Source organism: Salinisphaera sp. T5B8 (assembly GCF_040361255.1).
In the GTDB taxonomy this organism is placed as follows: Bacteria; Pseudomonadota; Gammaproteobacteria; order Nevskiales; family Salinisphaeraceae; genus Salinisphaera.
Map to the genome: position 1 here is coordinate 1 of NZ_APNG01000051.1, position 1,227 is coordinate 1,227.

Consider the following 1,227-nt stretch of genomic DNA (forward strand, 5'->3'; position numbering starts at 1 on the left):
GGGTTCTCACCCGTTAATGCGGACACTTCAAAGAAGGCTCATCATGGGCCGGCAAAAGGAGTGTTATGCCACGCAAGAAGTACAGTGCCGAGTTCAAGGCCGAGGCCGTCGAACTCGTGCGATCATCATCAAGCAGTGCGAGCGCGGTCGCCCGCGATCTCGGGCTCAGTCCGACCATGCTCAACCGGTGGTGCCGCGAGGCCCAGCGTTCGACGAAGCCCGTATTTCAGGGCAGCGGCACGCCGCGTGATCAAGAGCTCGCTCGCCTCAAGCGCGAGCTGGCACAGGTGAGAAAGGAGCGCGATTTTTTGCGCGACGCGGCAACGTACTTCGCCAAGGGGTCGTCGTGAGGTACGCGACGATCCAGCGTTGTCGCTCGGATTATCCCGTCCAGCTCATGTGCCGCTGCCTGAAGGTCTCGACCAGCGGTTTCTATTCTTGGGCCAACCGGTCGCCGAGCCCTCGGGCTCGCGCCAATGCGCGGCTGACCGAGAAGATCCACACGCTGCATCGCGAAAGCGACGGCGTGTTCGGCGCTCCGCGGATCACCGAGACGCTGCAGTTCGAAGGGGAGCGCATCAGCCGCAATCGGGTGGCTCGCCTCATGGCAGCCAATGGCCTTCAGGGCATCCCGCAACGGCGGCGCTGGCGGGCCAAGCCTTCCGGCGATCGGCCGACGCATGTGCGTAATCACCTCGAGCGCGACTTCGTCGCGCTCGAACCCAACACGAAATGGGTGACCGATATCACCTATATCCGAACCGCCGAAGGCTGGCTGTATCTGTGCGTCGTCGTCGACCTCTACAACAAGGCCGTGGTGGGCTGGTCGATGAGCGCTCGCCAGACCCGTGATCTCGTACTCAAGGCCGTGCTAATGGCGCTCTGGCAACGTGAAACGCACGACGAGCCGGTCGTGTTGCACTCGGATCGAGGCACGCAATTTACGAGCGACGACTACCAACGCTTTCTACGCGGCCACAACCTGATTTGCAGCATGAGCGCGGTCGGCCACTGCGGCGACAACGCTGCGGCCGAAGGCTTCTTCGGCATGCTCAAGCGAGAGCGCGTGAACCGGCGGCGCTATCAGACGCTCGCCGAAGCCCGGACCGATGTCTTCGATTACATCGAGCGCTTCCATAATCCGCGTATCCGACAGCGCATGGCTGCCGAAGATCGAAAATATCCGTTAACCTTTTCTCAATCGTCCGCGGAAACGGGGTAGAACCC

General features: G+C 61.9%; 1 protein-coding gene. It reads left to right on the forward strand.

What is annotated here, in order from left to right; all coding sequences use genetic code 11:
• Positions 1-65: 65 nt before the first annotated feature.
• Positions 66-1,222, forward strand: a protein-coding gene (locus tag T5B8_RS19935; protein WP_502950823.1) for an IS3 family transposase whose coding sequence is annotated in 2 segments (ribosomal slippage) — positions 66-312 and positions 312-1,222 — 1,158 coding nt in all. Because the reading frame shifts where the segments join, the coding sequence is not laid out codon by codon here.
• Positions 1,223-1,227: the final 5 nt, after the last annotated feature.